Origin of the sequence: Streptomyces sp. NPDC098101, assembly GCF_044760185.1 — a bacterium.
GTDB lineage: Bacteria > Actinomycetota > Actinomycetes > Streptomycetales > Streptomycetaceae > Streptomyces.
In genome coordinates, this window is record NZ_JBIWAS010000002.1 from 1,117,766 (window position 1) to 1,143,098 (window position 25,333).

19 protein-coding genes are annotated in these 25,333 nt (G+C 72.5%); 15 read left to right on the plus strand and 4 right to left on the minus strand.

Annotated elements, in window-relative coordinates; genetic code table 11:
• Positions 1 to 124: 124 nt before the first annotated feature.
• The 3 genes from ACIQVI_RS12055 to ACIQVI_RS12065 all read left to right on the plus strand — a co-directional run bounded on the left by ACIQVI_RS12055 (position 125) and on the right by ACIQVI_RS12065 (position 4,247).
• Positions 125 to 703: a TerD family protein gene (locus tag ACIQVI_RS12055; protein ID WP_403594212.1), complete on the plus strand. Its 579-nt coding sequence runs from the start codon at positions 125 to 127 to the stop codon at positions 701 to 703.
• Between the two features lie 165 nt (positions 704 to 868).
• Complete coding sequence (locus tag ACIQVI_RS12060) at positions 869 to 3,007, plus strand: TerD family protein (RefSeq protein ID WP_403594215.1); 2,139 nt, start codon at positions 869 to 871, stop codon at positions 3,005 to 3,007.
• 232 nt (positions 3,008 to 3,239) lie between these two features.
• Positions 3,240 to 4,247: a TerC/Alx family metal homeostasis membrane protein gene (locus ACIQVI_RS12065; protein ID WP_121833295.1), complete on the plus strand. Its 1,008-nt coding sequence runs from the start codon at positions 3,240 to 3,242 to the stop codon at positions 4,245 to 4,247.
• Positions 4,248 to 4,361: 114 nt separating this feature from the next.
• Here ACIQVI_RS12065 and ACIQVI_RS12070 read toward each other — a convergent pair whose 3' ends face one another.
• From ACIQVI_RS12070 to ACIQVI_RS12080, 3 genes are all read right to left on the minus strand, one after another.
• Positions 4,362 to 5,642: an MFS transporter gene (locus ACIQVI_RS12070; protein WP_403594548.1), complete on the minus strand. Its 1,281-nt coding sequence runs from the start codon at positions 5,640 to 5,642 to the stop codon at positions 4,362 to 4,364.
• Between the two features lie 132 nt (positions 5,643 to 5,774).
• On the minus strand, positions 5,775 to 6,431 hold the full coding sequence (locus ACIQVI_RS12075) for an MBL fold metallo-hydrolase (RefSeq protein WP_403594218.1): 657 nt from the start codon (positions 6,429 to 6,431) through the stop codon (positions 5,775 to 5,777).
• Between the two features lie 9 nt (positions 6,432 to 6,440).
• Positions 6,441 to 7,142, minus strand: coding sequence for a maleylpyruvate isomerase family mycothiol-dependent enzyme (locus ACIQVI_RS12080; protein ID WP_403594221.1), 702 nt, complete (start codon positions 7,140 to 7,142; stop codon positions 6,441 to 6,443).
• Between the two features lie 165 nt (positions 7,143 to 7,307).
• On the opposite strand from ACIQVI_RS12080, the gene uvrA reads away from it, so the two are divergent.
• Both uvrA and ACIQVI_RS12090 read left to right on the plus strand, forming a co-directional pair.
• Positions 7,308 to 10,298, plus strand: coding sequence for an excinuclease ABC subunit UvrA (uvrA, locus tag ACIQVI_RS12085; protein WP_403594224.1), 2,991 nt, complete (start codon positions 7,308 to 7,310; stop codon positions 10,296 to 10,298).
• A 271-nt stretch (positions 10,299 to 10,569) separates the two neighbouring features.
• Positions 10,570 to 10,995, plus strand: coding sequence for a Rieske (2Fe-2S) protein (locus tag ACIQVI_RS12090; RefSeq protein WP_351973649.1), 426 nt, complete (start codon positions 10,570 to 10,572; stop codon positions 10,993 to 10,995).
• A gap of 13 nt (positions 10,996 to 11,008) precedes the next feature.
• Here ACIQVI_RS12090 and ACIQVI_RS12095 read toward each other — a convergent pair whose 3' ends face one another.
• Positions 11,009 to 11,938 (minus strand): hypothetical protein, encoded by a 930-nt coding sequence (locus ACIQVI_RS12095; protein WP_121833290.1) that lies wholly within the window; start codon positions 11,936 to 11,938, stop codon positions 11,009 to 11,011.
• A 225-nt stretch (positions 11,939 to 12,163) separates the two neighbouring features.
• On the opposite strand from ACIQVI_RS12095, the gene ACIQVI_RS12100 reads away from it, so the two are divergent.
• The 10 genes from ACIQVI_RS12100 (at position 12,164) to tpiA (ending at position 25,283) form a co-directional block, all read left to right on the plus strand.
• A complete protein-coding gene (locus ACIQVI_RS12100) occupies positions 12,164 to 12,751 on the plus strand; it encodes a papain-like cysteine protease family protein (protein WP_121833289.1) in 588 nt (195 codons plus the stop codon).
• 14 nt (positions 12,752 to 12,765) lie between these two features.
• Positions 12,766 to 13,623 carry a hypothetical protein gene (locus ACIQVI_RS12105; protein WP_403594230.1) on the plus strand — a complete coding sequence of 286 codons (858 nt, stop codon included), beginning with the start codon at positions 12,766 to 12,768 and terminating at the stop codon, positions 13,621 to 13,623.
• A gap of 142 nt (positions 13,624 to 13,765) precedes the next feature.
• Positions 13,766 to 15,871, plus strand: coding sequence for an excinuclease ABC subunit UvrC (gene uvrC / locus ACIQVI_RS12110; RefSeq protein WP_403594233.1), 2,106 nt, complete (start codon positions 13,766 to 13,768; stop codon positions 15,869 to 15,871).
• Positions 15,868 to 16,776 carry an RNase adapter RapZ gene (rapZ, locus tag ACIQVI_RS12115; RefSeq protein ID WP_121830015.1) on the plus strand — a complete coding sequence of 303 codons (909 nt, stop codon included), beginning with the start codon at positions 15,868 to 15,870 and terminating at the stop codon, positions 16,774 to 16,776. The genes uvrC and rapZ overlap by 4 nt, the downstream gene beginning before the upstream one ends.
• Positions 16,773 to 17,798 carry a uridine diphosphate-N-acetylglucosamine-binding protein YvcK gene (gene yvcK, locus ACIQVI_RS12120; RefSeq protein ID WP_403594237.1) on the plus strand — a complete coding sequence of 342 codons (1,026 nt, stop codon included), beginning with the start codon at positions 16,773 to 16,775 and terminating at the stop codon, positions 17,796 to 17,798. The genes rapZ and yvcK overlap by 4 nt, the downstream gene beginning before the upstream one ends.
• On the plus strand, positions 17,789 to 18,778 hold the full coding sequence (whiA, locus tag ACIQVI_RS12125; RefSeq protein WP_121830017.1) for a DNA-binding protein WhiA: 990 nt from the start codon (positions 17,789 to 17,791) through the stop codon (positions 18,776 to 18,778). The genes yvcK and whiA overlap by 10 nt, the downstream gene beginning before the upstream one ends.
• A gap of 203 nt (positions 18,779 to 18,981) precedes the next feature.
• Positions 18,982 to 21,930 carry a M14 family zinc carboxypeptidase gene (locus ACIQVI_RS12130; RefSeq protein WP_403594242.1) on the plus strand — a complete coding sequence of 983 codons (2,949 nt, stop codon included), beginning with the start codon at positions 18,982 to 18,984 and terminating at the stop codon, positions 21,928 to 21,930.
• A 240-nt stretch (positions 21,931 to 22,170) separates the two neighbouring features.
• Positions 22,171 to 23,181: a type I glyceraldehyde-3-phosphate dehydrogenase gene (gene gap, locus ACIQVI_RS12135; RefSeq protein WP_403594245.1), complete on the plus strand. Its 1,011-nt coding sequence runs from the start codon at positions 22,171 to 22,173 to the stop codon at positions 23,179 to 23,181.
• A 106-nt stretch (positions 23,182 to 23,287) separates the two neighbouring features.
• Entirely contained in the window at positions 23,288 to 24,499 is a 1,212-nt protein-coding gene (locus tag ACIQVI_RS12140; RefSeq protein WP_403594248.1) for a phosphoglycerate kinase, read from the plus strand.
• A gap of 7 nt (positions 24,500 to 24,506) precedes the next feature.
• Positions 24,507 to 25,283 carry a triose-phosphate isomerase gene (gene tpiA, locus ACIQVI_RS12145; RefSeq protein ID WP_403594251.1) on the plus strand — a complete coding sequence of 259 codons (777 nt, stop codon included), beginning with the start codon at positions 24,507 to 24,509 and terminating at the stop codon, positions 25,281 to 25,283.
• Positions 25,284 to 25,333: the final 50 nt, after the last annotated feature.

Sequence of the window (25,333 nt, forward strand, 5' to 3'; positions counted from 1 at the left end):
TGTGTTGCAAGACCGACACAAAACCGGACCGCCCCTCCGCGGTGTCAGTGACCCTGCGTAGGGTGCTGGACAACCGCACGCACCGGACAGCGGACGCGGGGAACGCAACGAGAGGGGCACGCGCGTGACCGTGAACATGACCAAGGGTCAGGCCATCAGCCTGGAGAAGCAGGGCGGGGGCAGCCTCACCCAGGTGCGGATGGGGCTCGGCTGGCAGGCGGCGCCGCGCCGCGGTCTCTTCGGCTCGCGCACCCGCGAGATCGACCTGGACGCCTCGGCCGTCCTCTTCGCCGACAAGCAGCCGGTCGACGTGGTCTTCTTCCGGCACCTGGTCAGCGACGACGGCTCGGTCAAGCACACCGGCGACAACCTGGTGGGCGGCGCGGGGCAGGGCGGCGACGACGAGGCGATCCTCGTGGACCTGGAGCGGGTCCCGGTCCACATCGACCAGATCGTCTTCACGGTGAACTCCTTCACCGGCCAGACGTTCCAGGAGGTGCAGAACGCCTTCTGCCGGCTCGTCGACGAGACGAACGGGCAGGAGCTGGCGCGCTACACCCTCGACGGCGGCGGCCGCTACACCGCGCAGATCATGGCGAAGGTGCACCGGGCCGGCTCCGGCTGGCAGATGACCGCCCTGGGCAACCCGGCCAACGGCCGCACCTTCCAGGACCTGATGCCGGCGATCCTGCCGCACCTGTAGGCGGCCCGCGCACCACGCACCCACAGCTCCCGGAGGCAGCCGCCGCCGGGAGCTGTCCCGCATGATTCGTTCGGCGCCTTGATCCGGACGGCCCATGAACGACCCGTTTGAACCGCACCGGGACACGCGAATCCGCACCGGGGAAGCACCGAGGGGACAGAGTCGATGACGGCCGAGCTGGTCCGGGGACAGAACCACCCCCTGCCCGACACCCGACTGGAGATCCGGGTGTCGGCCGGTCATCCGGTCCTCGCCGGAGCCACCCTCGGCGACGAGGGCGGCAGGGTCCCCGGCGCGGAGTGGATCGCCCACCCCGGCGCGCCCTCGCTCCCCGGCGTCGACGTCCCCGGGGCACCGGCCGCCGACCAGCGCCTCTCCGTCGACCTGGGCGCCATGCCCGGGACCGTCCACCGGATCTCGGTCCTCCTCGCGCTGACCGGGCACGGCGGAGCCGCCCGCTTCGGAGCGGTCGCCGCCCCCTTCGTCGCCGTCACCGGGCCCGACGGCACCGAGATCGCCACCTACACGATCACCGGACTCGACCGCGAGTCCGCCGTCGTCGCCCTGGAGCTGTACCGCCGCCAGGGCGCCTGGAAGGTCCGCGCGATGGGCCAGGGGTACGAGGGCGGGCTCGCCGACCTCCTCGGCGACCAGGGCCTGGAGCGGCCCGCCGACGCGGCCGCGACGATCCTGGCGGCCGCCGCCCCGGAGGCCGCGCCCGCGGCGACCGCCCCGCGACCGCGCGCCCCCGAGCCGGAGCGGGTGCCCCTGCCGACGGCGGCCGCGGACCCCGCGCTTCCGGCCGCCCCGGCGGCCCTGACACCCCCGGCGGCCGCGGACCCCGCGCTCCCGTCTGCCCCGGCCCCGGCGGCCGCGGACTCCACGCTTCCGTCTGCCCCGGCCCCGGCGGTCCCCACCGGCTCGGACCGGCCCACGCCCCTGGCCACCCCGGTCGTCCCGGCCCCCGCCGCCCCGACGGCCTCGGATCCCCCGCCCCCGCCCCCGCCGCTTCCGCAGACCGTCTCCGACCCGACGCCGACCGTGCCGGTGACCCCGCCGTCGGGCACGGACACGGGCGCGCGGGCGCCGGGCGGCCCCATCGACTACTCCCACCCCCGCCGCAGGCCCGCCGCCGCGCCGGAGCCGCCGCAGGCCCCGCCCCAGGCACCGCCCGCGCCGGTCGCCGGGGACGCCTCCGGCTGGTCCATGGACGAGCGCCTGTACAACCAGGTGTGGGGGATGTTCGAGGACCTGGCCCGTACCGCCGCCGCCTACCGCAGCGCCTGCGACTTCGCGGAGTCCCGGCTCGACCGGGAGCTCGACCAGACGCTCTCCGACTACCGCGCCAGGAACGGGGGCGCGAACGACGCGGCCCGCGCGGCCGCCCGGGCCCGGCACGACGAGCTGGTGGACCGGGCCCGCGCGGTCCTCGACCGCGACCTCGCCCAGCTCGCGGCCGAGTCCGAAGTGGTCGAACCGGCCCTGCCGGCCGCCTACGCCCGCTGGGACAACCCCGTCTGGCACGCCTACCGGGTCCCGGCCGAGGAGCCGATGGCCGTCCGGCTGGGCGACCTCCACCTGCCCGAGCGCACCGAGCTGCGGATCCCCATGCTCGTCCGGCTGCCGCTGGAACGGGGGCTGTGGGTGGACAGCGGGCGCGGCCACTCGGAGGCGGCCGGCCTCCTCGACGAGACCGAGCTGCGTCGGCTCGCCCTGGACAGCGCGGTCGCGCACGCGGCCCGGCTGCTCGCGGCGCACCCGGCGGGCGGCTTCGCCGTCCACGTCCTCGACGCGGCCGGGGCGGGCGCCGCGTCCCTCGCCCCGCTCGTGGAGTCCGACGTCCTCGCGACCCCGCCGGCCCGGGGCGCGGCCGGTGTCTCCGCGGTCCTGGAGCAGCTCACCGAGCGGGTCGACCTGCTCCAGATGGCGCTGCGGGGCGGCGCGGCCGACGCGCTGCCGCCCGGCCTGGACACGGCCCGGCAGCTGCTGATCGTGCACGACTTCCCGCACGGCTTCGACGACCGGGCGGTCACCCGGCTCCGGTACCTCGCCGACGAGGGCCCCTCGGTCGGCGTCCACCTGCTGATGGTGGCCGACCGGGCGGACGCGGCCGCGTACGGGCCGCTGCTCGACCCGCTGTGGCGCTCGCTGCTGCGGCTCACCCCCGTCCCCGACGACCACCTCGCCGACCCGTGGGTGGGGCACGCCTGGTCGTACGAGCCGCCGGTGCTCCCGCCCGGCAGCGGGGTCCTGCGGCAGGTCCTCGCCCAAGTGGCGGAGGCCCGCCGGGGAAAGCGGTCCTGACCTGGCGTCTTGATGATCCTTTAGCCTCCCCTTTACCTTCTCTTGGCATTTCGGGTAGTGTTCTTCACGCGGAGGGGAGTACTCCCCAAGCGCGGCGTGCCCGTCAGTACGGAGGGATCCCAGTGATCCGATCCCGGGGCGTCGGCCCGGCGGCGGCTCGTCCGCCGCCCGGGTGGAAGAGACCTCCGGCAGCGACGACGCTGATCAGTAGCCGTACGACGCCGGAGGCGCAATGGACGTTTCGACGACCCTGTGGGTCCTGACCATTCTCGGTCTGGGTGCCCTGATCGGTGCCGACTTCTTCATCGGGCGCAAGCCCCATGACGTGTCGGTCAAGGAAGCCGGCATCTGGACGATCGTCTGGATCGTCCTCGCCGTACTCTTCGGGCTCGGCCTGCTGTTCTTCGGCAGCGCCCAGTCCTCCGGCGAGTTCTTCGCCGGATACATCACCGAGAAGTCGCTCAGCGTCGACAACCTCTTCGTCTTCGTCCTGATCATGGCGAAGTTCTCGGTCCCCTCGCACCTCCAGCAGCGCGTGCTGCTGATCGGCGTCCTGATCGCCCTGGTGCTCCGCGCGATCTTCATCGCCGCCGGTGCCGCGATCATCGCCAGCTTCTCCTGGGTCTTCTACATCTTCGGCGCGTTCCTGATCTACACCGCCTGGAAGCTCATCCAGGAGGCGCGCGCCGACGAGGAGGAGGACGAGTTCGAGGAGAACCGCCTCCTCAAGAGCGTCGAGAAGAAGTTCGGCGTCGCCGACCGGTACCACGGCACCAAGCTGTTCATCCGGGTCAACGGCAAGCGGGTGCTGACCCCGCTGATGGTGGTCATGCTGGCCATCGGCACCACCGACATCCTCTTCGCCCTCGACTCCATCCCGGCGATCTTCGGCCTCACCCAGGACCCGTACATCGTCTTCACCGCCAACGCCTTCGCCCTCATGGGTCTGCGACAGCTGTACTTCCTGATCGGCGGCCTGCTCAAGAAGCTGGTCCACCTCAGCTACGGCCTGTCGGTGATCCTCGGCTTCATCGGCGTCAAGCTGGTGCTGCACGCCCTGCACGAGTCCGGGGTGCACGTCCCGGAGATCTCCATCCCGGTCTCCCTCGCGGTCATCTGCGGTGTTCTGATCATCACCACGATCACCAGCCTGATCGCCTCCAAGCGACAGGCCGAGCGGGAGGCCGCCCAGAGCGTGGCCGACGCCGACGGCACCGAGAAGGACAGCATCGGCGCCTGACGCGGCACACACGGCGACGGCCGGCCCGGGACCCCCTCCCCGGTCGGCCTTTCGCCGTTTCCGGAGCCCTTTCGGAACGGGCCCCTTTCGGACGCGTCTCCTTCCGGACGCCTCCTAGGCGGGCGCGGGCTCCTTCACCGCAGTGCGCGCCGGCAGGGTCTCCGGGAGGAGCGCGAAGCAGCCCAGGCTGACCAGGGCCACCAGCGTCAGATAGGCCGCCACGCCCCACGGCGGACCCGAACCCCCCTCGGAGAGCGCGGTGGCCGCGAGGGGGGTCAGGGCGCCGCCGAGGACGCCCGCGAGGTTGTAGCCGACGGCCGCGCCCGTACAGCGGACCCGGGGCTCGTACAGCTCCGGCAGGTACGCGGCGACCACCGCGAACATCGTGATGAAGGCCAGCAGCGCGCCCAGGAAGCCCAGGAACATCAGCGGCGGCCGCGCGGTGTGCAGCAGCGCCACCATCGGGAACATCCAGAGCGCGCAGCCCGCGCACCCGGCCAGACAGAGCGTCCGGCGGCCCCAGCGGTCGGCGAGGAGCGCCACGAACGGGGTGGCCGCCCCCATCACCGCCACCGCCGCCATGACGCAGCCCAGCATCACCGGGCCGCTCAGGCCGAGCCGCCCGGTGCCGTAGGCCAGGGCCCAGGTGGAGACCGCGTAGAAGACGGCGTACCCGACCGCGAGGGCCCCCGCCGTCAGCAGCACGAGCCGCCAGTGGTTCCGGACGACCTCGGCCAGCGGGGCGCCCGCGCGCCGCCCGGACGCGGACAGCTCCTCGAACTGCGGGGTCTCCGCGAGCGAGGAGCGCAGCAGCAGCCCGCCCGCCGCGAGCAGCCCCGCCGCCCAGAACGGCACCCGCCAGCCCCAGGAGCGGAACTCCGCGTCGCTCAGCCCGGCCGTGAGCCCCAGCATCACCCCGTTCGCCAGGAGGAAGCCGACCGTCGGGCCGATCTGCGGGAAGCTCGCCCACAGCGCGCGCCGGTGCTCCGGGGCGTGCTCGGCCGTGAGCAGCACCGCCCCGCCCCACTCGCCGCCCAGACCGAGCCCCTGGAGGAAGCGGAGCAGGAGCAGCAGCACGGGGGCGGCGATGCCGAGCGTCGCGTACGTGGGGAGGCAGCCGACCGCGACCGTGGCGCAGCCGGTCAGGAGCAGCGAGGCGAAGAGGACCGGGCGCCGGCCGTACCGGTCGCCGACGTGGCCGAAGAGGACCGAGCCGAGCGGCCGGGCCACGAAGCCGACGGCGAAGGTGCCGAAGGCGGCCAGGGTCCCGGCGAGCGGGGAGAAGGTCGGGAAGAAGAGCGGGCCCAGGACGAGGGCGGCGGCGGTCCCGTAGACGTAGAAGTCGAAGAACTCGATGGCGGTGCCGACGAGCGAGGCGGCGGCGATCCGGCCCATCGAGGGGCCGGTGGACGGCGACGGAGAGTGACGGCGGTACATGTCCCGCGATCTACCCGCCGATCACCCCCGCTACGGGGGCGTGCGGGAGCGCGCCGCTGGTGGGGCGCGCGCCCTCCGTCCGCCCTCGGGTCACCAGCCGCGCTCGCGCCACTCCGCGAGGTGGGGGCGCTCGTCACCGAGCGTGGTGTCCTTGCCGTGGCCCGGGTAGACCCAGGACTCGTCCGGGAGGGCCTCGAAGAGCTTGGTCTCCACGTCGTGGAGCAGGCTCGCGAAGGCCTCCGGGTCCTGGTGGGTGTTGCCCACGCCGCCGGGGAAGAGGCAGTCGCCGGTGAAGACGTGGGGGTGGCCGTGCGGGTCGTCGTAGACGAGGGCGATCGAGCCCGGGGTGTGGCCGACGAGCCTGCGGGCGGTCAGCTCGACCCGGCCCACCCGGATCGTGTCGCCGTCCTCGACGGGCACGTCGGTCGCGACCGGGATGCCCTCCGCGTCGTACGCGCCCGCGTAGGTGCGGGCGCCGGTCGCGGCGACCACCTCGGCCAGGGCCTGCCAGTGGTCGCCGTGCCGGTGGGTGGTGACGACGGCGCCGACGCCGTCGTCACCGATCAGCGTGAGCAGGGTGCCGGCCTCGTTCGCCGCGTCGATCAGCAGCTGCTCGCCGGTCGCCCGACAGCGCAGCAGATAGGCGTTGTTGTCCATCGGGCCGACCGCGACCTTCGAGATCATCAGGTCCGCCAGCTCGTGCACGTCCGCAGGGCCGCCGACCTTCACCACTCCGCTGTACGTCATGCGCTCAGCCTATAGCGGGGGGAGGTCCGGGAGGCCGTCGCCGGAGAGGACGGCGAGACGGGCGCCCTTGTCGCCGCGGCCGGACAGCCAGCCGAGCAGTTCGGGGCCGGTGCCCGCGAGGACGACGGGAGTACCCTCGGTCCCTCCGGTGCTCCAGGTGGGCCCCGTCCCGTCGTGACCGAGGCGGAGGGTCACCGGGGGCACCTCCGGGCGTCCCGACCAGCGGTCGGCCAGGAACTCGACCTCCCGCAGGACGAACTCCTCCGGCAGGTCGTCCAGGCCGTATCCGGCGCCCAGGTCGACGTGGTGCAGCTCCACCTCCACCCAGCGGCGGAAGGGGACCCGGGAGGCGCTGTCGGTGACGCCGTTGCGCAGCTCGACGGTCCGGCTCCAGTCGGCGGGCTTCTCGCACACCGCCCGCAGCCGCTCCGCGCTCTCGCGTACGTCGGCGAGCTGCGCGTCGAGCGGGCGGTACGCGTCCCGCTCGATGTCGGCCTCGCGGGTCGCGGCGTCCGTGTACATGGGGCGGCCCTCGAAGACGTTCACCAGGGCGTCGGCGTTGCGGGCGAGGTGGGCGAGGACATGGCCGCGGGTCCAGCCCGGAAGCCGTGACGGCTCGGCCGTCGCGGCGTTGTCCCAGGAGGCGGCGGCGTCCAGGAGCCGATCGGTCGCCTCTTGCAGGGAAACAAGGTCACGCTCGTGATCGATCATGGCGCCGACCCTAGCGCCGACCGGCCCGGACCACTCGTTCGGGTGAAGAGGTCTCCGGAAGACCGGAAATCGAATGTACGTGCTATACGCTCGATGGAAGCATCCGGCGTCCCCGGTTGTTGGTGTGTAGGCACATCCGCTCTCTCAAGAAAGGTGCGGACCGGCGTGGCCGACCGTCTCATCGTCCGTGGCGCTCGCGAGCACAACCTCAAGAACGTCTCCCTCGATCTCCCGCGTGACTCCCTCATCGTCTTCACCGGGCTCTCGGGGTCGGGCAAGTCCTCCCTCGCGTTCGACACGATCTTCGCCGAGGGGCAGCGCCGGTACGTCGAGTCGCTCTCCTCGTACGCCCGGCAGTTCCTCGGTCAGATGGACAAGCCGGACGTCGACTTCATCGAAGGTCTGTCGCCCGCCGTCTCCATCGACCAGAAGTCGACCTCGCGCAACCCGCGCTCGACGGTCGGCACCATCACGGAGGTCTACGACTACCTCCGCCTGCTCTTCGCGCGCATCGGCAAGCCGCACTGTCCCGAGTGCCACCGTCCCATCTCGCGCCAGTCGCCGCAGGCCATCGTCGACAAGGTCCTGGAGCTCCCCGAGGGCAGCCGCTTCCAGGTGCTCTCCCCGCTCGTGCGCGAGCGCAAGGGCGAGTTCGTCGACCTCTTCGCCGACCTCCAGACCAAGGGCTACAGCCGTGCCCGGGTCGACGGCACGACCGTGCAGCTCAGCGAGCCGCCGACGCTCAAGAAGCAGGAGAAGCACACCATCGAGGTGGTCATCGACCGCCTCACCGTCAAGGACAGCGCCAAGCGCCGGCTCACCGACTCCGTCGAGACCGCGCTCGGACTCTCCGGCGGCATGGTCGTGCTCGACTTCGTCGATCTCCCCGAGGACGACCCCGAGCGCGAGCGGATGTACTCGGAGCACCTCTACTGCCCGTACGACGACCTCTCCTTCGAGGAGCTGGAGCCGCGCTCCTTCTCCTTCAACTCGCCCTTCGGCGCCTGCCCGGACTGCACCGGCATCGGCACCCGCATGGAGGTCGACCCGGAGCTGATCGTCCCCGACGAGGACAAGTCCCTCGACGAGGGCGCCATCCACCCCTGGTCGCACGGCCACACCAAGGAGTACTTCGGCCGGCTCATCGGCGGCCTCTCCCAGGCCCTCGGCTTCCGCACCGACATCCCGTACGCGGGCCTTCCTCAGCGCGCCAAGAAGGCGCTGATGTACGGCCACAAGACCCAGGTCGAGGTCCGCTACCGGAACCGGTACGGGCGGGAGCGGGCGTACACCACCCCGGCCTTCGAGGGCGCCGTCCCCTTCGTCAAGCGGCGCCACACCGAGGCCGAGAGCGACTCCAGCCGCGAGCGCTTCGAGGGCTACATGCGCGAGGTGCCCTGTCCCACCTGCGAGGGCACCCGGCTGAAGCCGATCGTCCTCGCGGTCACGGTCATGGACAAGTCCATCGCCGAGGTCTCCGCGATGTCCATCAGCGACTGCGCCGAGTTCCTCTCCCGGCTCACCCTCAGCGCCCGCGACAAGAAGATCGCCGAGCGGGTCCTCAAGGAGGTCAACGAGCGACTGCGCTTCCTGGTCGACGTCGGCCTCGACTACCTCTCGCTCAACCGGGCCGCGGGGACGCTCTCCGGCGGCGAGGCCCAGCGCATCCGGCTCGCCACGCAGATCGGCTCCGGCCTGGTCGGCGTGCTCTACGTGCTCGACGAGCCCTCCATCGGCCTCCACCAGCGCGACAACCACCGGCTGATCGAGACCCTGGTGCGGCTCCGGGACATGGGCAACACGCTCATCGTCGTCGAGCACGACGAGGACACCATCAAGGTCGCCGACTGGGTCGTGGACATCGGCCCCGGCGCCGGCGAGCACGGCGGCAAGGTCGTCCACTCCGGCTCCCTGAAGGAGCTCCTCGCCAACGAGGAGTCGATGACCGGGCAGTACTTGTCCGGCCGCAGGTCGATCGTCACCCCGGACGTCCGCCGGCCGGTGGACCCCGAGCGGCGGCTCACCGTCCACGGGGCCCGCGAGAACAACCTGCGGGACATCGACGTCTCCTTCCCGCTCGGCGTCCTCACCGCCGTCACCGGCGTCTCGGGATCCGGCAAGTCGACCCTGGTCAACGACATCCTCTACACCCACCTGGCGCGCGAGCTGAACGGCGCCAAGTCGGTGCCCGGGCGGCACACGCGCGTGGACGGCGACGAGCTGGTCGACAAGGTCGTGCACGTCGACCAGTCCCCGATCGGCCGCACCCCGCGGTCGAACCCGGCGACCTACACCGGCGTCTTCGACCACGTTCGCAGGCTCTTCGCCGAGACGATGGAGGCCAAGGTCCGGGGCTACCTGCCCGGCCGCTTCTCCTTCAACGTCAAGGGCGGCCGCTGCGAGAACTGCTCCGGCGACGGCACGATCAAGATCGAGATGAACTTCCTCCCGGACGTCTACGTCCCGTGCGAGGTCTGCCACGGCGACCGCTACAACCGGGAGACCCTGGAGGTCCACTACAAGGGCAAGTCCATCGCCGAAGTCCTGAACATGCCGATCGAGGAGGCCCTCGACTTCTTCGAGGCCGTCCCCACGATCGCCCGTCACCTGCGGACCCTGACCGAGGTCGGCCTCGGCTACGTCCGCCTCGGGCAGTCGGCGCCGACGCTCTCCGGCGGCGAGGCGCAGCGCGTGAAGCTCGCCTCCGAGCTCCAGAAGCGCTCCACGGGCCGCACGGTCTACGTCCTGGACGAGCCGACCACCGGTCTGCACTTCGAGGACATCTCGAAGCTGATCAAGGTCCTCTCCGGGCTGGTCGACAAGGGGAACTCGGTGATCGTCATCGAGCACAACCTCGACGTCATCAAGACCGCGGACTGGGTCGTCGACATGGGCCCGGAGGGCGGCAGCGGCGGTGGCGTGGTCGTCGCCGAGGGCACGCCGGAGGAGGTCGCCTCGGTCCCGGCGAGCCACACCGGCAAGTTCCTCCGTGACGTCCTCGGCGCCGACCGGATCAGCGACGCGGCGATCCCGGCGGCGCGCGGCACGAAGCGGACGGCGGCGAAGAAGACGGCGGCGGCCAAGACGGCCGCCACCAAGTCGACCGCGACCAAGGCCGCCGCCAAGAAGACGGCGACCCGGGCCCGCAAGGCCTGACCCACCACCGGTGGCAGGGCCCCACCCCGAGCCCTGCCACCCCGACACGCCCCCGCGCACGGACTCCCCGCCCCACCGGGGGACTCCGCGCCGGGGGCTTCGGTGTGCCCGCGAGGCGCCCGCGCGGAGGTCTCGCCGCTCGGGCCCGCTCCGTACACGGGGCCGCCCCCACGGCCCCCGCGACCCGGGCGCGGACCGCGCCGGTATCGTCGGTTCGGTCACCGCTGGGGTGTCTTGTCCCCGATCCCACCGATCTCACCGTGGAGCGCTCATGTCCGGCCAGTCCAGCCGTCGCACCGTACTGAAAGGCGCCGCCCTCGCCGGTGCCGCCGGGCTGGGGGTCGCCGCCTGCTCCACCGAGTCCAAGCTCGGCCACGCCGAGGTCCCGACCCCGACCGCCCCGGTCTCCCTCGGCTCCCCCGACGAGGTCCCGGTCGGCGGCTCCAAGCTCTACCGGGAGCAGCGCCTCGTCGTGAGCTGCCCCGCCGAGGGCCAGTACAAGGCCTTCAGCGCCCAGTGCACCCACGCGGGCTGCGTCCTCGACAAGGTCGAGGCGAACGAGGGCAACTGCCCCTGCCACGGCAGCCGCTTCGACGTGACGACCGGCAAGGCGCTCCGGGGCCCGGCCACCGTCCCGCTCCCCGCGGTCCCGATCCGGGTCGAGGGCGGCGAGCTCGTCGCCGGGCCCCGAGCCTGACGGGACAAGCGGTTCAGGACCAGTCCCAGTCGATCCCCAGGATCCCCGGACGCACCCCCTGCTCCACCAGGTGCACCGTGCGGTGCCGGCCGCTCAGGGTCAGCTCCGCACGGCCGCCCCGCGGCGCCCCCGCCGAGGCCTGCGCGAACCTCCGGCACCGCACCGGAAGCGCCGCCTCGTCGAAGCGCACCTGGAGCACGTACTGCCCGCCCGCGAAGCTGAACCCGCGCACGTACTCCCCGCTCGCCCCCGCCGTGCCGTCCTCGAAGCCGTACGAGAAGAGGTACGTGTCCCCGGCCCGCAGCCGCGCGTCGAAGAGCAGCTCCGCGACCAGCACCCCCGTCCCCGCGTGCCACCGCACCCGCCCGGTCCGGCAGTTCTCCACCGCCCGCACCACCACCCGCGACGGATCGCAGCCCGGGTCCCCGTGGTGGATGGCCAGATAGCGGTCCACCCCGTCCCGGTGCGCCCGCACCACGTGCTGGGACTCGCGCCCCACCAGCTCCCGCCCCGCCCCGATCCGCACCCGCTCGTGGTGCCCCACCGTGTGCAGCCCCCCGTCCGTCGGGCACTCCAGCTCCGCGAGCAGCTCCTCGACCGAGCCGGACGCCTCCACCAGTGACCGGTACGACCGGCCCGCCGGGCGCTCCACCTCGGACCGGGCGGCCGCATCCCCCGACAGGAGCCGGAGGAGCGAGTTCCCCGGGAGCTGGAGCACCTCCTCCAGGGCCCGTACGGCCTTCAGGGACTCCGGCCGCTGCGGCCGGCGGGCGCCCTGCTGCCAGTAGCTCAGGCTCGTCACCCCGACCCTGACGCCCCGGTGCGCCAGATGGTGCTGGACCCGCTGGAGCGGCAGCCCGCGCACGGCGAGCGCGGTGCGCAGCGCCAGATGGAAGGGACCGGTGTGCAGCAGTTGCGCAAGATCGGCCTCGGTGTGGCTCACGAGGACTCCTCGGTGAACGTTCACGGTGGGGGAGCGGACCGTCGCACCGCCGGGGACGAGCGGGCAGGTGGGCCGGGGGCGTCCGTTCACACCCGGGTCACACCGTTCACAGTCCGATGTCATCCCGCATTGAAGCGTGTTGACCCGGACCGGACAACGGCAGATGCTCCTGACCAGCGTCCGGACGCGCTCCTCCACACCCCCACCCCACCCGGGAGGAACGCGATGCGCAGAAGGAAACTGAACCTCGCGGCACTCGCCGCAGCCGCCCTCTTCCTCGTCCCCACCACCTCGGCGTCCGCCGCGCCGGCCGGTGAGGACGCCTCCGCCCTCGCCGCCAAGCGCCTGAACATCACCATGCAGGCCCAGCAGAAGACCAACTGGTGCTGGGCGGCGGCCGGCAACACCATCGCCACCTGGTTCGGCCGCGGCTACAGCCAGAACCAGTTCTGCAACGCCGCCTTCAACCGCCAGCAGGGCTACGACTGCCCCAACAACCAGGCCACCCTCGGCAACGTCCAGACCGGCCTGAGCTGGGCCGGCGTCCGCCCCGGCTCGTACGTCACCGGCTGGCTGCGCTACCCCACCGTGCAGACCGAGATCAACGCCGACCGGCCGATCGAGACCCGCATCCAGTGGTCGAGCGGCGGCGGGCACATGCACGTGCTCTACGGCTACGACGACGCGAGCAGCTGGGTCTACTGGGGCGACCCCTGGCCCTCCAGCGACCGCTACAACTGGGCCTCGCACGCCTGGTACGTCAACAACAACTCGTTCTCCTGGACCCACTCGCTCTACCGGATCGGGGCGTGACCACCGTGCTCACCGTGACCACGACACGCGCGCGTGCCACCGCCGCCGGGCTCCTGACCGCCGCCGCCCTCGTCGCCCTCGGCACCCTCCCGGCGGCCGCCGCCGAGGCCCTGCCGCCCGCCCCCACCCCCGAGCGGGCCGCCTCCGCGCCGGGGACCCTGGACACCCTGTCCCGGTTCTTCGCCAGTGACGGGGCCGGGGCGCCGGCGGCGGCCGCCCGCGCGGAGGGCACCTCGCGGGCCGCGGGCACCCCGCGGATCGAGGGCGCCTCCGTGCCCGTCCGGATCCTCTCCCCGGACTTCGTCGCCGGGAAGGCCGGGGCGCCGGTCGCCCGCGTCGAGTTCCGCGCCAGCCTGGCCGTCGCCCCGGACGGGCGGAAGGCCTCCCTGTGGACGGTCGAGGGCGCGGACGGCTGGCAGGTGGTGAACATCGCCACCGGCGACGACGAGATCCGGTACGCGGAGCGGGGCGGGCGCCTGCTGCCCGGCGGCCTCGTCTTCCGCGAGCCGCAGATCGACGCCTGGTACGTCCAGAAGGGGGCGAAGGTGCTCCCGCTGGACGAGGACGCGGTGCGGGCCGTCGGGAAGAACGGGACGAGCCTCGCCGCGTACCGGGAGCGGGTCGCCCGGGCGTACGGCGACAAGCTCCCCGGCTCCGCCTACGCGAAGAAGGGCGCGGCGGGCGGGTACGGGCCGCAGGAGGCCGCCGCGCAGGCGGCTCCCGCGCCCCGGGCCGCCCAGGCGTCCCGTACGGACGCCTCCGGGGGCTCCGCCGCCACCGCGGCCGGCGTGGGCGCCGCCCTGGCCCTCGCCCTGACGGCCGGAGCCGCGATACGCCGCCGCCGGGCGGCCGGGAGCGGCCCGGCGGCCTGACCGGGCCCCGGCCCGGTCCGTACGGCCTCGTGCGGGCCTCGTACGGGCCCCGTGCGGGCGGGTCCCCACCCCGTCCGCAGGGGGCCCGCCCGGACGCGCGCGCCCGGCCGGAGTGTCGGTCCCCGCCAGTAGGGTGGGGAGCATGGCAGACCCCTCCAGCTACCGCCCCAAGCCGGGTCAGATCCCCGACTCCCCGGGGGTCTACAAGTTCCGCGACGAGCACCGCCGGGTGATCTACGTGGGGAAGGCGAAGTCCCTGCGCCAGCGGCTCGCCAACTACTTCCAGCCGCTCACGAGCCTGCACCCGCGCACGGCCACCATGGTGACCACCGCCGCCTCCGTCGAGTGGACCGTCGTCTCCACCGAGGTCGAGGCGCTCCAGCTGGAGTACTCCTGGATCAAGGAGTTCGACCCCCGGTTCAACGTCAAGTACCGGGACGACAAGAGCTACCCGTACCTCGCGGTGACCATGAACGAGGAGTTCCCCCGCGTCCAGGTCATGCGCGGCCACAAGAAGAAGGGCGTGCGCTACTTCGGGCCGTACGCGCACGCGTGGGCGATCCGCGAGACCGTCGACCTCATGCTGCGGGTCTTCCCCGTCCGCACCTGCTCGGCGGGCGTCTTCCGAAACGCCTCCTCGGCCGGCCGCCCCTGCCTCCTCGGCTACATCGGCAAGTGCTCGGCGCCCTGCGTCGGCCGGGTCACCCCCGAGGAACACCGCGAACTCGCCGAGGAGTTCAGCGACTTCATGGCCGGCCGCACCGGCACGTACATCCGCAGGCTCGAGAAGCGGATGACGATCGCGGCCGAGGACATGGAGTACGAGAAGGCCGCCCGGCTCCGCGACGACGTCACCGCCCTGCGCCGGGCCATGGAGAAGAACGCGGTCGTCCTCGCCGACGCCACCGACGCCGACCTGATCGCCCTCGCCGAGGACGAGCTGGAGGCCGCCGTCCAGATCTTCCACGTGCGCGGCGGACGCGTCCGCGGCCAGCGCGGCTGGGTCACCGACAAGGTCGAGGCCGTCGACACCGCCGGGCTCGTCGAGCACGCCCTCCAGCAGCTCTACGGCGAGGAGAGCGGCGAGGCCGTCCCCAAGGAGGTCCTCGTCCCGGCGCTCCCCGAGGACGCCGGGGCCGTCTCCGCCTGGCTCTCCGGCCGCCGCGGCTCCCTCGTCTCGCTGCGCGTGCCCCAGCGCGGCGACAAGAAGGACCTCATGGAGACCGTCGCGCGCAACGCCCAGCAGGCGCTCGTCCTCCACAAGACCAAGCGGGCCAGCGACCTCACCACCCGCTCCCGGGCCCTGGAGGAGATCGCCGAGGCCCTCGACCTGGACTCGGCGCCGCTGCGGATCGAGTGCTTCGACATCTCGCACCTCCAGGGCGAGGACGTCGTGGCCTCCATGGTCGTCTTCGAGGACGGACTGCCCCGCAAGAGCGAGTACCGCCGCTTCCAGATCAAGGGCTTCGAGGGCCAGGACGACGTCCGCTCCATGCACGAGGTGATCGGCCGGCGCTTCAAGCGCTACCTCGCCGAGAAGGAGCGGACGGGGGAGTGGGGGGACGGCGAGGTCCCGGCCGAGGACCCCGAGGACGACGGGCGGCCCAAGCGGTTCGCGTACCCGCCGCAGCTCGTCGTGGTCGACGGCGGACAGCCGCAGGTCGCCGCCGCGCAGCGGGCCCTGGACGAGCTCGGCATCGACGACGTCGCCGTCTGCGGCCTCGCCAAGCGCCTGGAGGAGGTCTGGCTGCCCGGCGACGACGACCCGGTGGTGCTGCCCCGCTCCAGCGAAGGCCTGTACCTTCTCCAGCGGGTGCGTGACACGGCTCACGACTTCGCCATCCGCTACCAGCGGTCCAAGCGGACGAAACGCCTCAGGACCGGGCCCCTCGACGCCGTCCCCGGCCTCGGGGAGACCCGGAAGCAGGCCCTGATCAAGCACTTCGGCTCGGTGAAGCGGCTCCGGCAGGCGACAATCGAGCAGATCTGCGAGGTCCCCGGCATGGGCCGGAAGACCGCGGAGGCGGTCGTCGTGGCCCTCGCCCAGGCGGCCCCGGCCGCTCCCGCCGTCAACACGGCGACGGGAGAGATCATGGAGGACGACATGGCTCCCGCCCCGGCGGCCCCGGCCGTCCCCGCCGCGCACGCGGCGGCGGGGGGGATCATGGAGGACGGCGCGGACGTCACGGCACGGCCGCGCGCGCACGGCACGACGAGCACCACCGAGAAGACGGAGCAGGACACGTGAGTACGGGCACCAAGGAGACCCCCGGCGACAACGGCGCCGAGGCGGCCATTCCCGAGCTGGTGATCATCTCCGGCATGTCCGGGGCCGGCCGGTCCACCGCGGCGAAGTGTCTGGAGGACCTCGGCTGGTTCGTCGTGGACAACCTGCCGCCCGCGCTGATCCCCACCATGGTGGAGCTCGGCGCCCGCTCCCAGGGCAACGTCGCCCGGATCGCCGTCGTCGTGGACGTCCGCGGCCGGCAGTTCTTCGACAACCTGCGGGAGTCCCTCGCCGACCTGGACGCCAAGGGGGTCACCCGCCGGATCGTCTTCCTGGAGTCCTCCGACGAGGCCCTGGTCCGGCGCTTCGAGTCGGTCCGCAGGCCCCACCCGCTCCAGGGCGACGGCCGCATCACCGACGGCATCGCCGCCGAGCGCGACCTGCTGCGCGAGCTGCGCGGCGACGCCGACCTGGTGATCGACACCTCCAGCCTCAACGTCCACGAGCTGCGCGCCAAGATGGACGCCCAGTTCGCCGGCGACGAGGAGCCCGAGCTGCGGGCCACCGTGATGTCCTTCGGCTTCAAGTACGGCCTGCCCGTCGACGCCGACCTCGTCGTGGACATGCGCTTCCTGCCGAACCCGCACTGGGTCCCCGAGCTGCGCCCCTTCACCGGCCTCAACGAGGAGGTGTCGAACTACGTCTACAACCAGCCCGGCGCCAAGGAGTTCCTGGACCGCTACACCGAGCTGCTCCAGCTGATCGCCGCGGGCTACCGCCGCGAGGGCAAGCGGTACGTGACGATCGCCGTCGGCTGCACGGGCGGCAAGCACCGCTCGGTGGCCACCGCCGAGCGCCTCGCCGCCCGCCTCGCCGCCGAAGGGGTCGAGACCGTCGTCGTGCACCGGGACATGGGGCGCGAGTGAAGCCGTACCGCCGGCGCGCCTCCACCCTCACGGCGCGGCGCACGCTCCGCAGACGCGGCGCCCAGCCCAAGGTCGTCGCGCTCGGCGGCGGCATGGGCCTCTCGGCCTCCCTCGCCGCGCTCCGCCGGATCACCGGCGACCTCACCGCCGTCGTCACCGTCGCCGACGACGGCGGCTCCAGCGGCCGGCTCCGCGAGGAGCTGGGCGTACTCCCTCCGGGTGACCTGCGCAAGGCGCTCGCCGCGCTCTGCGGCGACGACGACTGGGGCCAGACCTGGGCCCGGGTCATCCAGCACCGCTTCCAGTCCAAGGGCGAGATCAACGGGCACGCCGTCGGCAACCTGCTGATCGTCGCCCTCTGGGAGCAGCTCGGCGACCCCGTGCAGGCCCTGGACCTGGTCGGTCTGCTGCTCGGCGCCCAGGGCCGGGTGCTGCCCATGTCCGCCGTGCCCCTGGAGCTCCAGGCCCTGGTCAAGGGCCACGACCCGGAGCGGCCGGACGACGTGGACACCGTGTGCGGCCAGGCGACCGTGGCGCTCACCCCCGGCGAGGTGCAGTCCGTGCACCTCGTGCCGAACGACCCGCCGGCCGTCCCCGAGGCGGTCGCCGCGGTCCTGGACGCCGACTGGGTCGTCCTGGGCCCCGGCTCCTGGTTCTCCTCGGTGATCCCGCACCTCCTGGTCCCCGATCTCCTCGACGCCCTGGTCGAGACGAAGGCCCGGAAGGTGCTCTCGCTGAACCTCGCGCCGCAGCCCGGAGAAACCGACGGCTTCTCCCCGCAGCGTCATTTGGAGGTTTTGGGGCGACACGCCCCTAAACTCGCCCTGGACGTGGTGCTGGCCGACGAGGCCGCCGTGCCCGACCGCGACTCCCTCGCCGACGCCGCCAAACGGTTCGGCGCCGCGGTCGAGCTGGCGCCGGTGGCCCGGCCCGACGGCTCCGCGAAGCACGACCCGGAGCTGCTGGCCGCCGCGTACGACCGTATTTTTCGGATGCATGGAAGGATCGGCCCATGGCGATGACGGCAGCGGTGAAGGACGAGATCTCCCGGCTTCCCGTCACCCGGACCTGCTGCAGGAAGGCAGAGGTCTCGTCGATCCTGCGGTTCGCGGGCGGGCTGCACCTGGTGAGCGGCCGCATCGTGATCGAGGCGGAGCTCGACACCGCGATGGCGGCCCGCCGCCTCAAGCGGGACGTCCTGGAGATCTTCGGGCACAGCTCCGAGCTGATCGTGATGGCCCCCGGCGGTCTGCGGCGCGGCTCGCGCTTCGTGGTGCGGGTGGTGGCCGGAGGCGACCAGCTGGCCCGCCAGACGGGTCTGGTCGACGGCCGGGGCCGCCCCATCCGGGGCCTCCCCCCGCAGGTGGTCTCCGGGGCCACCTGTGACGCGGAGGCCGCCTGGCGCGGTGCCTTCCTCGCGCACGGCTCGCTGACCGAGCCCGGCCGGTCCTCCTCCCTGGAGGTCACCTGCCCGGGCCCCGAGGCCGCCCTCGCCCTGGTCGGCGCCGCCCGCCGGCTCTCCATCGCGGCGAAGGCCCGCGAGGTGCGGGGCGTGGACCGGGTCGTCGTCCGCGACGGCGACGCGATCGGCGCCCTGCTCACCCGGCTCGGCGCGCACGAGTCGGTGCTCGCCTGGGAGGAGCGGCGGATGCGGCGCGAGGTCCGCGCCACCGCCAACCGCCTGGCCAACTTCGACGACGCCAACCTGCGCCGCTCGGCCCGCGCCGCGGTCGCCGCCGGGGCCCGGGTGCAGCGCGCCCTGGAGATCCTCGGCGAGGAGGTGCCCGAGCACCTCGCCGCCGCCGGCCGGCTCCGCATGGAGCACAAGCAGGCCTCCCTGGAGGAGCTGGGCGCGCTCGCCGACCCGCCGCTGACCAAGGACGCGGTGGCCGGCCGGATCCGCCGGCTGCTCGCCATGGCCGACAAGCGGGCGCAGGACCTGGGCATCCCCGGGACCGAGTCCAACCTCACCGAGGAGCTGGACGACAGCCTGGTCGGCTGAGGCCGGACCGCCCTTCGGCCCCTGGTCGATTTCCGGTCAACTCTTCGCTGCCGGTGCGTTTCTGACGCACCGGCAGTTCTTTTTGTGGTGTGCGCGACGCGCCGGGAGGCACCCTTGACGCCCCTCCGGGCGCCCATGAGTCTGTCGTCTGTTCACCCGAGAGACCTGTTCACCTTCGAGACGGACGACACCAAGGGGAGCCCATGAGACGCAGAGCGGGATCGATCCTCGCCGCGGCTTCACTGCTGATCGCCGGAGCGGCGGCGGCACCCGTCGCCGGGGCGCGGCCGGACGACCGCGGCGGCGACGCCCTCTCCGTATGGCGGGCCGAGGTCACCAAGGAGCAGGTTCCGCTCCTCCTCGAAGCCGGCGCCGACGCGCACGAGCTGACCGAGCGGGTGCCTGCCAAGGGCACCGCCACGGTCGAGCTCTTCCTCACCGGCGACCAGGCCGGGCAGCTGCGCGGGGAGGGCGTGGAGCTCGCCGAGCACCGGCTGACCGCGGGGGCCGAGAAGCGGGTCGCCGCCGCCGGGGACGGCGTCTTCCGCCCGTACGGCGGCCCGAACGGCCTCAAGCAGGAGATCCTGGACACCGCCCGGACCCACCCCGGACTCACCAAGGTCGTCTCCATCGGCAAGACCGTCAAGGGCCAGGACATCCTCGCCCTCAAGGTCAGCAAGGGCGCCCAGCGGGCGAAGGACGGGTCGAAGCCCGCCACGCTCTACATGTCGAACCAGCACGCGCGCGAGTGGATCACCCCCGAGATGACCCGGCGGCTGCTCCACCACTACCTCGACGGGTACGGCAAGGACGAGCGGATCACCCGGATCGTCGACACCACCGAGCTGTGGTTCGTGCTCTCCGCCAACCCGGACGGCTACGACCACACCCACGCCGACCCCGCCAACCGGCAGTGGCGCAAGAACCTCCGCGACAACGACGGCGACGGCAGGACCGGCCCCGGCGACGGCGTCGACCTCAACCGCAACTTCGCCTACAAGTGGGGCTACGACAACGAGGGCTCGTCCCCCGACCCGGCCGACGAGACCTTCCGCGGCAAGGGCCCCATGTCGGAGCCCGAGACCAGGGCGATCGACGCCTTCCAGAAGCGCATCGGCTTCGCGTACGGCATCAACTACCACTCCGCCGCCCAGCTCCTGCTGTACGGCGTCGGCTGGCAGGTCGCCACCGACACCCCCGACGACGTGGCCCTCAGGGCGCTCGCCGGCACCCCGGAGAACTCCGCCGTGCCCGGCTACCGGCCGCAGGTCTCCTCCGAGCTGTACACCACCAACGGCGAGGCCGACGGACACGCCGCCAACGTCAACGGGATGCAGATGTTCACCCCGGAGATGTCCACCTGCGCCACCGCCTCCCGGGTCGACCCGAACGACGCCTGGAACCCGGCCGACTGCGCCTCCGTCTTCACCTTCCCGGACGACGAGAAGCTGATCCGGGCCGAGTTCGCCAAGAACGTGCCCTTCGCGCTCGCCGTCGCCGAGTCCGCCGCCCGCCCGGACCGGCCCGTCTCCCCGGTCGGCGTCGAGGCCCCCGACTTCACCCCGAAGGCCTTCACCACCTCCTACGCCCGCGGCGGGGAGCAGGAGGTCGCCGTCACCGCCCGCAAGTCGCTGCGCGGCAAGACCCTCAAGTACCGCGTCAACGGCGGCCGCGTCCACAGCGAGGAGCTCCGCGCCTGGAAGGGCGGCGAGACCTACGGCGGCGAGGACAACCTCTACTTCGACGAGTACCGGGGCGAGGTCGAGGGCGCCCGGCCCGGCGACTCCGTCCAGGTCTGGTTCACCGCACGCACCCGCGAGGGCCGGACCACCTCCTCCGCCCCCTTCACCTACGAGGTGGCCGCACGCGCGCGCGGCGACGTCCTCGTCCTCGCCGACGAGGGCGGCACCACCGCCGGACGCCACACCGCCGCCTATGTGAAGGCGCTCGCCGACAACGGCCGGAAGGCCGCCGTCTGGGACGTCGCCGTCCAGGGCGCCCCCGACGCCCTCGGCGTCCTCTCCCACTTCGACGCCGTCGTCTGGTACACCGGCGCCGAGCGCCCCTCCGGGAGCGCCGAACTCGCCGTCCGCTCCTACCTCAACGAGGGCGGCAAGCTGATCAACGCCGGGGAGAAGGCCGGCGGACTCACCCGGGTCGGCGCCGCCGAGACCAACGACTTCGCCCAGTACTACCTCGGCGCCCACCACCGCGCCGGCCTCAAGAACCCGTCCGCCTTCGCCGGCGCGGGCGCCTTCGGAGGCGTACGGACGCCCCTCGGGGCCGCCGCCGGGAACCCGCTGGACGACGCGGGCGCGTACACCGTCACCTCCGACACCCTGAAGCCGAAGGACTTCCCGCAGTTCGCGAGCAGCGCCTCCGCCGGCGACTACCCGGGCGTCCGCACCCCCTTCGAGCCCGCCGAGGGCTCCTCCTTCGCGGCGGTGAAGCACGCCGACGACACCTGGGCCCGGCTCGCCAGGACCGTCGACCTCACCGGCGTCCCGGCGGGCGCGAAGCCCCGTCTGGACTTCCAGGTCAGCCACGACACCGAGCCCGGCTACGACAACCTCGTCGTCGAGGCCCACACCGTCGGACAGGACGACTGGACCACCCTGCCCGACACCCGCGGCGGCACCTCCGCCGAGCCCCCGGCCGACTGCGGCGAGGGCTACTACGTCCGGGGCCACCCCTTCCTCGCCCACTACCTCACCGTCGGCGAGGACGGCTGCGCGCCCACCGGCACCACCGGCGCCTGGAACGCCTTCACCGGCCCCTCCAACGGCTGGCGCCAGGCCTCCGTCGACCTGAGCGCCTGGGCGGGCAAGAAGGTCGAGCTCTCCCTCTCGTACGTCTCCGACCCCGGAACGGGCGAGACGGGCGCCTTCGTCGACGACGTCCGGCTCGTCACCGGCACCACCACCGAGGCCGAGGGCTTCGAGACCTCCCTCGGCGCCTGGTCCACGCCCGGCGCCCCGGCCGGCAGCCCCGGCAACGGCTCCGACTGGACGCGCTCCGCCGCCCTCTTCCACTCGCAGGCGGCGGTCACCACCCGGGACACCGTCCTCCTCGGCTTCGGCCTGGAGCACGTGCCCGGCACGGCGGACCGGGCCCGGCTCCTGGGACGCGCCCTCAAGGCCCTCCACCGCTGAGGGGAGCACCCCGACCGTTTAACGGAGAGTAGTCGGGACAAACGTCCCAAGGCGGCCCTTACCCGCTGGTAGGTACGGGCCGCCGACCGTTTTCCCTCACGTTCCGAGCTCGTGCGGATGCGGCCGATGTCACTCCGGAGGCGCCGGGGAGGTAGGGTCGTAAGCGGTCGGGGACATCCCAAAAACAAAAATCTCGCCGGCGTCGAACAACACCGGCGTACCTAACGAGGAGATCGGTTCGTGACGATCCGCGTAGGCATCAACGGCTTTGGCCGCATCGGCCGGAACTACTTCCGCGCGCTCCTTGAGCAGGGTGCCGACATCGAGATCGTGGCTGTCAACGACCTGGGTGACACCGCGACCACGGCCCACCTGCTGAAGTACGACACCATCCTGGGCCGCCTCAAGGCCGAGGTGACCCACACCGACGACACCATCACCGTCGACGGCCACACCATCAAGGTGCTCTCCGAGCGCAACCCGGCCGACATCCCCTGGGGTGAGCTGGGCGTCGACATCGTCATCGAGTCGACCGGCATCTTCACCAAGAAGGCCGACGCCGAGAAGCACCTGGCCGGCGGCGCCAAGAAGGTCCTCATCTCGGCTCCGGCCAGCGACGAGGACATCACCATCGTCATGGGCGTCAACCAGGACAAGTACGACGCGGCGCGGCACAACATCATCTCGAACGCGTCCTGCACCACCAACTGCGTGGCGCCGATGGCCAAGGTCCTCGACGAGAACTTCGGCATCGTCAAGGGCCTGATGACCACGGTCCACGCGTACACCAACGACCAGCGCATCCTGGACTTCCCGCACAAGGACCTGCGCCGCGCCCGCGCCGCCGCGGAGAACATCATCCCGACCACGACCGGTGCCGCCAAGGCCACCGCCCTGGTCCTCCCGCAGCTCAAGGGCAAGCTCGACGGCATCGCGATGCGCGTCCCGGTCCCGACCGGCTCCGCCACCGACCTGGTCGTCACCCTGGACCGCGAGGTCACCAAGGACGAGGTCAACGCCGCGTTCAAGAAGGCCGCCGAGGACGGCGACCTCAAGGGCGTGCTCTTCTACACCGAGGACCCGATCGTCTCCTCCGACATCGTGGGCGACCCGGCGTCCTGCACCTTCGACGCCTCCCTGACGATGGTCCAGGACGGCAAGTCGGTCAAGATCCTCGGCTGGTACGACAACGAGTGGGGCTACTCCAACCGTCTCGTCGACCTCACCGTCTTCGTCGGCGGTCAGCTCTAAGCTTCAGGGCGGACCTTCGATGGTGAGCAGGGCTCGGGCAGCGCAACGCCGCGCTGCGCGAGCCCTGTTCGTGTGCTCCACCGCGTACCAAGGAGTCAGTTAACAGATGAAGACGATCGACGAGCTTCTCCACGAGGGCGTCGAAGGCAAGCGGGTGTTCGTCCGCGCCGACCTCAACGTGCCGCTCGACGGCACCACCATCACCGACGACGGACGCATCCGCGCCGTCGTCCCCACGGTCAAGGCGCTCGCCGACGCCGGCGCCCGCGTCGTGGTCGCCTCGCACCTGGGCCGCCCCAAGGGCGCCCCGGACCCGGCGTTCTCGCTCGCCCCGGCCGCCGCGCGCCTCGGCGAACTGCTCGGCGCCGACGTGGCGTTCGCGACCGACACGGTCGGCGACTCCGCCACGGAGACCGTCGCGGGCCTCGGCGACGGCCGGGTCGCCGTCCTGGAGAACCTCCGCTTCAACCCCGGCGAGACCTCCAAGGACGATGCCGAGCGCGGCGCCTTCGCGGACCGCCTCGCCGCCCTCGCCGACCTCTACGTCGGCGACGGCTTCGGCGCCGTGCACCGCAAGCACGCCTCGGTCTACGACCTCCCGGCGCGCCTCCCGCACGCCGCGGGCTACCTCATCGCCACCGAGGTCGGCGTCCTGAAGAAGCTGACGGATGACGTCAAGCGGCCGTACGCGGTCGCCCTCGGCGGCGCCAAGGTCTCCGACAAGCTCGGCGTGATCGACCACCTCCTGGAGCGGGCCGACCGCATCCTCATCGGCGGCGGCATGGCGTACACCTTCCTCAAGGCCCAGGGCCACGAGGTCGGCATCTCGCTGCTCCAGGAGGACCAGGTCCCGGTGGTCCAGGAGTACCTGGCGCGCGCGAAGGAGCGCGGCGTGGAGTTCGTGCTCCCCGTCGACGTCCTGGTCTCGCCCGAGTTCCCGGACCTGAAGACCAAGACCCCCGCGAACCCCACCACGGTCGCCGCGGACGCCATCCCGGCGGACGAGGAGGGCCTCGACATCGGCCCCGAGACCCGTAAGCTCTACGCCTCGAAGCTCGCCGACGCGGCCACCGTCTTCTGGAACGGCCCGATGGGCGTCTTCGAGCACCCCGACTACGCCGAGGGCACCAAGGCCGTCGCCCAGGCGCTCGTCGACTCCCCGGCCTTCACCGTGGTCGGCGGCGGCGACTCCGCCGCCGCGGTCCGCATCCTGGGCTTCGACGAGAACGCGTTCGGACACATCTCGACCGGCGGCGGCGCCTCCCTCGAATACCTCGAGGGCAAGACGCTTCCCGGCCTCGCCGCACTGGAGGACTGACCCCCTTATGAACACCCGCACCCCGCTGATGGCGGGCAACTGGAAGATGAACCTCAACCACCTGGAGGCCATCGCCCACGTCCAGAAGCTCGCCTTCGCCCTGACCGACAAGGACTACGACGCGGTCGAGGTCGCCGTCCTGGTCCCCTTCACCGACCTGCGGTCCGTCCAGACCCTGATCGACGGCGACAAGCTGAAGATCAAGTACGGCGCCCAGGACATCTCGGCGCACGACTCCGGCGCCTACACCGGCGAGATCTCCGGCCCGATGCTGTCCAAGCTCAAGGCCTCCTTCGTCGCCGTCGGCCACTCCGAGCGCCGCCAGTACCACGCCGAGGACGACGAGGTCTGCAACGCCAAGGTGAAGGCCGCCTTCAAGAACGGCATCACCCCGATCCTCTGCGTCGGCGAGGGCCTCGACGTCCGCAAGGCCGGCCGGCAGGTCGAGCACACCCTCGCCCAGCTCGACGGCGGCCTGAAGGACGTCCCGGCCGAGCAGGCCGAGACGATCGTGATCGCGTACGAGCCGGTGTGGGCCATCGGCACCGGCGAGGTCGCCACCCCCGAGGACGCCCAGGAGGTCTGCGGGGCGATCCGCGGCCGCCTCGCCGAGCTGTACTCCCAGGAGCTGGCCGACAAGGTCCGCATCCAGTACGGCGGCTCGGTCAAGTCCGGCAACGTCGCCGCGATCATGGCGCAGCCGGACGTCGACGGCGCCCTGGTGGGCGGCGCGGCCCTGGACGCCGACGAGTTCGTCAAGATCGTCCGCTTCCGCGACCAGTGAGTATGCGGTAGCGGAGTTACGTCGTACCCTTGCGGGGGTCGGGCAGGCGC

What these genes read in the sequence shown, in the direction of transcription:
- ACIQVI_RS12060 (WP_403594215.1), top strand. Translation starts at nt 869, where the DNA reads ATGACGGCCGAGCTGGTCCGGGGACAGAACCACCCCCTGCCCGACACC.
- ACIQVI_RS12065 (WP_121833295.1), top strand. Translation starts at nt 3,240, where the DNA reads ATGGACGTTTCGACGACCCTGTGGGTCCTGACCATTCTCGGTCTGGGT.
- ACIQVI_RS12070 (WP_403594548.1), bottom strand. Translation starts at nt 5,642, where the DNA reads ATGGGCCGGATCGCCGCCGCCTCGCTCGTCGGCACCGCCATCGAGTTC.
- ACIQVI_RS12075 (WP_403594218.1), bottom strand. Translation starts at nt 6,431, where the DNA reads ATGACGTACAGCGGAGTGGTGAAGGTCGGCGGCCCTGCGGACGTGCAC.
- ACIQVI_RS12080 (WP_403594221.1), bottom strand. Translation starts at nt 7,142, where the DNA reads ATGATCGATCACGAGCGTGACCTTGTTTCCCTGCAAGAGGCGACCGAT.
- ACIQVI_RS12090 (WP_351973649.1), top strand. Translation starts at nt 10,570, where the DNA reads ATGTCCGGCCAGTCCAGCCGTCGCACCGTACTGAAAGGCGCCGCCCTC.
- ACIQVI_RS12100 (WP_121833289.1), top strand. Translation starts at nt 12,164, where the DNA reads ATGCGCAGAAGGAAACTGAACCTCGCGGCACTCGCCGCAGCCGCCCTC.
- uvrC (WP_403594233.1), top strand. Translation starts at nt 13,766, where the DNA reads ATGGCAGACCCCTCCAGCTACCGCCCCAAGCCGGGTCAGATCCCCGAC.
- whiA (WP_121830017.1), top strand. Translation starts at nt 17,789, where the DNA reads ATGGCGATGACGGCAGCGGTGAAGGACGAGATCTCCCGGCTTCCCGTC.
- ACIQVI_RS12130 (WP_403594242.1), top strand. Translation starts at nt 18,982, where the DNA reads ATGAGACGCAGAGCGGGATCGATCCTCGCCGCGGCTTCACTGCTGATC.
- ACIQVI_RS12140 (WP_403594248.1), top strand. Translation starts at nt 23,288, where the DNA reads ATGAAGACGATCGACGAGCTTCTCCACGAGGGCGTCGAAGGCAAGCGG.
- tpiA (WP_403594251.1), top strand. Translation starts at nt 24,507, where the DNA reads ATGAACACCCGCACCCCGCTGATGGCGGGCAACTGGAAGATGAACCTC.